Origin of the sequence: Sporosarcina sp. P25 (assembly GCF_002743235.1) — a bacterium.
In the GTDB taxonomy this organism is placed as follows: domain Bacteria; phylum Bacillota; class Bacilli; order Bacillales_A; family Planococcaceae; genus Sporosarcina; species Sporosarcina ureae_B.
The window spans coordinates 125629-131875 of record NZ_PDYV01000009.1; the positions used below are offsets into that span (position 1 = coordinate 125629).

Sequence of the window (6247 nt, forward strand, 5' to 3'; positions counted from 1 at the left end):
AATTCATCAATACAATCCGATAGCACAACAGTCTTAAGAAACCGTTGATTTCCGTTTCAAGGGCGGTGAACTCGCAGGAGTCACCATCTTCCACTCCAATCAACAAAGTGTCTACTTTGCGCTTATTCATTGATATACGATAGTTTTTAGAAGACTTCTTTAAATTTGGAGATCGAGATCATTTAACTTCTCATTTGACATTTAGTTGATTTTTTCCGCCAGCTCTAAAATAATTCCCTCTGGACCACGAATGTAGCATAGCTTATAACTCTCTTCATATTGCTGTATTTCACTAAAGATTTCCTTGCCGCTCTTTTTTAGTTTCGCAACAATGTTTTCAATATCTTCAACGGCAAAACAAATGTGTCGGATACCTAGCGTATTTGCAGAAGGTTTCTGTATACCTTTATCATCTGACGGCGAATAAAACTTTACTAGTTCAATCCACGTCTGACCGTCCTGCATCCCCAATGCTACACACGTCGTTTTCACATGAGTAAGACCCACTATTCTGTCTAACTGCTCCCCATCCAATTCCCATTCCGCATGTACTTCAAGCCCTAAATCGAGAAAAAATGTTTTAGCCTCCGCTAGATCATGTACATTTATACTGACATGATCTATTCTGTTGATTTTCATGTCTGAAACCTCCCATGTCGCACTATTCATTTATCATCCTGAACTGTTTTAAGAACTGTTCATTTATCACAACTACATGTGTTAGGCGATTTATTCATTTACGCGAACAGCCAATCCCTTCAGTATGTTTCACCAAATTGTTTTTAACACACTATATTTTTAAAAAAACGTCACGCCACTGGGTGCTACACCGTTCAAAACCAGGGCAGGGACAAATAACCCCTATAGCAGAATATATCGTATGGCAGTACGTTTGACTGTGTGTGAAGTTCCTTCTATTATTTATTTCACCTTTAATGACACCCGTCTAAGATGATTTTTCTTCAGTCTTCTCTTATACTACTAATACATCAACGGAAAGGAATTACTACATGATTACACAATTTTTCTCCTACTACAAGCCACATAAGCGCTTGTTTTTGATCGACTTTTTCAGCGCCATTTTCGTAGCCCTTCTTGAACTGGCCTTCCCCCTTGCCGTTCAGTGGTTTATCGATGGACTCTTGCCGTCAGGAGATTGGAATCGAATTATCACCGTCAGCTTTTTACTATTGCTCGTCTATTTAGTAAGTACGTTTCTTCATTATATTGTTAGCTATTTAGGGCATAAACTCGGAATTAACATCGAAACCGATATGCGCCGTGAATTGTTCGAACATGTACAGAAACAATCTTTCCGTTTTTTTGATAATACAAAAACGGGCCATATTATGACACGCATCACGACGGACTTATTCGATATTGGTGAATTAGCTCACCATGGGCCTGAAGATGCGTTCATTGCGGTCATGACCATTCTAGGTGCGTTTGGGATCATGTATACGATCAACCCTGAGCTTGCTTTAATCGCCATCGTAATGGTTCCGTTGCTTGCAGTTGTCGTCGCCTTCTCTAATAAGAAGATGAATGCAGCGTGGCATAAAATGTATCAAAATATCGGAGATGTCAATGGACGGGTTGAGGATTCTGTGTCCGGCTCACGCGTTGTGAAATCATTTACAAATGAAGATTTTGAATTACGTCGTTTCCAACAAGACAATGATCAGTTCCGCTTAGCTAAACTAAAAGCGTATAAAGTCATGGCGTGGGCTACGTCTTCGATGTATATGCTCACGCGCCTTGTCACACTAGTTATTTTAATTGTCGGTGCTTGGTTCACAGTGAATGATAAATTAACATACGGTGAATTAGTCAGCTTTATTTTATTTAGCAATATTTTGATTAAGCCTATCGATAAAATAAGTGCCTTGCTGGAGTTATATCCAAAAGGGATGGCAGGTTTTAGTCGTTTCCGTGCATTAATTAACCAAGATCCAGAAATTAAAGATGTGAAAAATGCACTAGTCGTTGATCAGCTACATGGAGATATTACATTTCGCGATGTGACATTTGGTTACGACGTCGAGCGACCTGTGTTACGCAATATCGACTTAACGATTCACGCTGGACAAACCATCGCGTTCGTTGGTCCTTCGGGTGCTGGAAAGACGACTATTTGTTCACTCATCCCTCGTTTTTACGAAGTCAATGAAGGGTCTATTTCAATTGATGGAATAGATATTCGAGAAATGACGCAGAAATCATTGCGCAGTCAAATCGGGATCGTGCAACAAGATGTCTTCTTGTTTACAGGAACGATTCGTGATAATATTGCGTACGGTAAATTACATGCGACAGACGAGGAAGTATTTGAAGCGGCAGAAAAAGCCCATCTTACCGACTTGATCAGTAGTATGCCAAATGGCTATGACACGCAAATTGGTGAACGTGGATTAAAACTATCAGGTGGTCAAAAGCAACGCCTGGCAATCGCTCGGATGTTCTTAAAAAATCCACCGATTCTCATTCTAGATGAAGCGACTTCCGCACTTGATACCGAAACGGAACGCATCATTCAACAATCACTGGAAGAATTAGCCGTTAATCGTACTACACTCATCATCGCGCATCGTCTCACAACGATTCGTAATGCTGATCAAGTCATCGTGATGACCGAAGATGGTATTGAAGAGCAAGGAACGTATGAAAATTTATTGCGCCAAAATGGTACATTTGCTCAATTGCATCAAGCTAACCAAGTATAATTACACATAAAAAAACTGTTCCGCAAACGTTTGCGGCACAGTTTTTTTCATATGAAGTTTACTTTCGAAATCACTCCAAACGCATAGTGGTGATGCACGTGTTGTCCCCATCGAATGTAGTAATTTCAGCTACAGTTTCTTTCGTGTCTTGTTTGATTGTGACTGTGAATGTATCATCACGCGGCAGCCATAAGTCGATAAATCCATTCGCTTCAGTTGTCTTAACTTCATCGAGAATTACATTACCTTCTGAATCTTCTATATGCACATCGAAATCTTCCTCAACGAGTTCACCTTGGCAACCTGTTAGACTATGGACGTCGCACGGGTGTGTAGTGTTCACGAAAGGAGCAATCGATACAAAAAACTCATCTTCTGGCAGATCGTACGTTGTAACTTTTTTATCATCATCCGTGACAATCAGTTCAGACGATGTAATAGAAGCAGACGCAGCTACAGCATTTCTAACGGTATAGTCGTTCACTAATTCTTTAATGTCCACTGATTCTTGTGGTGCTTGTGGGGTTTGTGCTTCGTTATTGGCATTTTCTTTACTACAACCGACTAATAAAGCGGTGACCAGTAGCAACATAGCCATCATTTTTCCTTTCATCGTATCACGACCTATTCATTTTATTTTGGTAGCTGTTTAGCAAGATCAAGATTCCGTACTTATGAAGAGAACATGTAGCGCAAGTTCTGCCTTTTATGTATAGTGTACATGATCCGAACGTAAGTACAATGAAAAGAGCTGCGCTAGGCAACTCTATCGTTTGTTAATTACTGTTCTGATAACTCATCTTCCACAACCCATTTGTGATTTTGCACTTCTTCTCCATCTGTAGTAGACGCATAATCGATCATATAGACAGTAGTCTTCTCGGCTGATTCAATTTCTGCTTTCGCGCCTTCCATACCTGCCATATGATCAGCGAGTACGGTCACTTCAGTTCCCTTTTCAAGCGGAGCAGGTGCGGGATCTTCTATTTCTTCATGAACGACCCATTTATGATCGATCACTTTCTCACCACCATCTGTCGGTGGGTAATTGATGGAATATGCAGTCGTATCAAATGCGCCCACTATAGTTGCAGTGGCGCCCTTCATCCCTTCCATATGATCCGTTTCAATAATGGCTTCAGATCCAACGGGGTATGTCGGGTTTTCAGCTTCCATTAAACCTTCAGGAATACTTCCATCGCTAGAATGGTCCATTCCTTCCATATCATTATGTGAAGTTTCTTCACTCTTAGCAGGTTCTTGTTCTTTTGGCGTGGTCTCTCCACATCCTGCAAGCACTAGAGCAAACGCGGCACTTAGTGTAAGTACTTGTTTTTTCATCAGATTCACTCCTTCATAAAATTAATACTAGTATAACAATCTCTTATCTTTCTTTGGGCTAAATCCCTAAACTCCTTAGAAACTCCTTAATTGTAATAACGTCCAATGGAAAAAGACTTGCATGATTTTAGTACAACTACCGCCAGCCATGCGCGTAATGGGTGCTTTCTGCATACATTTTCGATACATTTATCTTATACTGCTCAATAGAGTAAAGGGGCGCATGCTATGAAGAAAATTTCAACGAAGTTAGCGGCTTCATTTATTATTTCCTTTCTTATTATGGATACATTGCTGATGGTGTATTTACATCAGACCATCACACATGCTCGGGTGGATGAAGAACTAGATCGACTTTTAAAAACAGGTAGCAACCATCGAAATGTCTTGGAAGATAATTATACTGAAACGACGTTGCAGCATATCATTCTAATGGAAAGCGGTGGTGAACGAGACGTCGCTATTCTCGATAATAGTGGACAGATCGTCCAGCATTCATTGGAAAATGAAGAGGTCCTCACGCCTTATTTGAATCAATTACATGAAAAGCAACCGAAGCAAGATACTATATTGCCAGTTGATTGGGAAAAGATTCCTTACCTCGTCAGCGTGCATCCATATGAGGCGAAAGGACATGCTGGGACTCTCGTCATGCTTCAAAGTACCATTCCTATACGTCAACTTGTCAATCAACTCAATATTCATTTTCTACTTGCTGGTGGCGGCAGCATTGTCGTTCTATTTATGGTTTACTTATTACTATCTAAATGGTTGACACGTCCACTCATTCGCATGAAAGAAGCGACGGAGCAGATGAGCGAAGGATTGTACGATGTGGACTTGCCGAAGTTTTCGAATGATGAACTGGGAGAATTGGCCGCTTCCATTCGGAAATTATCGAATGACTTAAGCCGCGTCAAACGCGAACGAAAAGAGTTTCTCGCGTCTGTATCTCACGAAATGGGCACTCCCCTTACGTACTTAATCGGCTACGCTAAAGTGGCACAGCGCACAGAATTGAATGATACGGAGCGATTTAACTACTTATCGATTATCGAAGAAGAGGCCGAGCGCTTAAAAACACTTGTGAAAAACTTAATGGACCTCGCTCAAATGGATGAAATGACGTTCACTGTGACGAAATCCGAATTCTCCGCTGACGCGTTCATCCGAGATATTGTCCAACTTGTCCAACCATCATTTGATTTGAAAGGAATTACGTTGCTGATTGAACAAGTCCGCGATTTCTCTCTAGTGGCGGATCGAATGCGACTTGAACAAATTATTCTTAATCTGTTAGACAATGCGCTTCACTATTCTGAAACTGGCAGTACGGTAATCGTTCGTGCTTTTCAAGATAAAAAGCATACGGTTTTACAAGTCCAAGACAGTGGGTGTGGTATTGCAGTTGAAAATCAGCAACAAATATTCGAAAAATTGTATCGTGTCGAGAAATCTCGTTCCCGTTCGTTCGGCGGTGCGGGTCTTGGTTTAGCGACAGTGAAGGAATTAACAGAAGCACATGGTGGCACTATCGAAGTACAGAGCGAATTGGATAAAGGTAGTATCTTTACGGTACGATTAAAATAGGAGTTGGTGATCCAAATGAAAACCATTTTGCTTATTGATGATGAACAACGCATGCTCGATCTGCTAGAACTATTCCTCACTCCACACGGATATCGCTGTTTGCAAGCGACGGACGGCCAAAAAGCACTTGAAGTGTTCAAAACGGAGGACGTACATCTCGTCCTCCTCGATGTGATGATGCCTGGCATGGATGGATGGGAAGTTTGCCGTAGAATTAGAAAAATTTCAGATGTACCGGTCATTTTATTAACGGCTCGTTCCGATAAATCAGATGTGGTAAAAGGACTCGACCAAGGTGCGGATGATTATATTACGAAACCATTTGACGAACGCGAACTCACAGCAAGAGTACGTGTGGCATTACGACGTACAGAAGAAGAAAATCAACCAAAGACTATTCAAGAAGGCCCATTTACGCTTAACTTGGAGTCCTATTCCATCCTCTATGACACGCATGAAGTTCGTCTTACGTTAAAGGAATTCTATATTATAGAAGCGATGATGAACCGGCCAAATCGCACATTCACACGGGAAGATTTGCTTCAAGTCGCTTGGGAATATGACACGTATACAGAAGTCCGGACAGTCGATTC

The 6247-nt window shown here is 41.2% G+C and carries 6 protein-coding genes; 3 read left to right on the forward strand and 3 right to left on the reverse strand.

The features are described 5' to 3' along the window. Positions 1-201: 201 nt before the first annotated feature. Positions 202-639: a VOC family protein gene (locus CSV70_RS09930; protein ID WP_099628854.1), complete on the reverse strand. Its 438-nt coding sequence runs from the start codon at positions 637-639 to the stop codon at positions 202-204. A 371-nt stretch (positions 640-1010) separates the two neighbouring features. On the opposite strand from CSV70_RS09930, the gene CSV70_RS09935 reads away from it, so the two are divergent. Continuing rightward, complete coding sequence (locus CSV70_RS09935) at positions 1011-2723, forward strand: ABC transporter ATP-binding protein (protein ID WP_099627554.1); 1713 nt, start codon at positions 1011-1013, stop codon at positions 2721-2723. Positions 2724-2793: 70 nt separating this feature from the next. On the opposite strand, the gene CSV70_RS09940 is transcribed toward CSV70_RS09935, so the two are convergent. Further along, positions 2794-3336: a CueP family metal-binding protein gene (locus CSV70_RS09940; protein WP_085130837.1), complete on the reverse strand. Its 543-nt coding sequence runs from the start codon at positions 3334-3336 to the stop codon at positions 2794-2796. A 167-nt stretch (positions 3337-3503) separates the two neighbouring features. Continuing rightward, the gene (locus CSV70_RS09945; RefSeq protein WP_099628083.1) at positions 3504-4064 is read right to left on the reverse strand and encodes a YdhK family protein; all 561 of its coding nucleotides are present in this window, start codon (positions 4062-4064) and stop codon (positions 3504-3506) included. Positions 4065-4292: 228 nt separating this feature from the next. Here CSV70_RS09945 and CSV70_RS09950 point away from each other — a divergent pair, with 228 nt between their 5' ends. Beyond that, a complete protein-coding gene (locus CSV70_RS09950) occupies positions 4293-5654 on the forward strand; it encodes a sensor histidine kinase (RefSeq protein ID WP_099628853.1) in 1362 nt (453 codons plus the stop codon). A gap of 15 nt (positions 5655-5669) precedes the next feature. Further along, positions 5670-6247, forward strand: a 578-nt coding sequence (locus tag CSV70_RS09955) for a response regulator transcription factor (RefSeq protein WP_099679259.1), incomplete at its 3' end; no start/stop codon positions are given.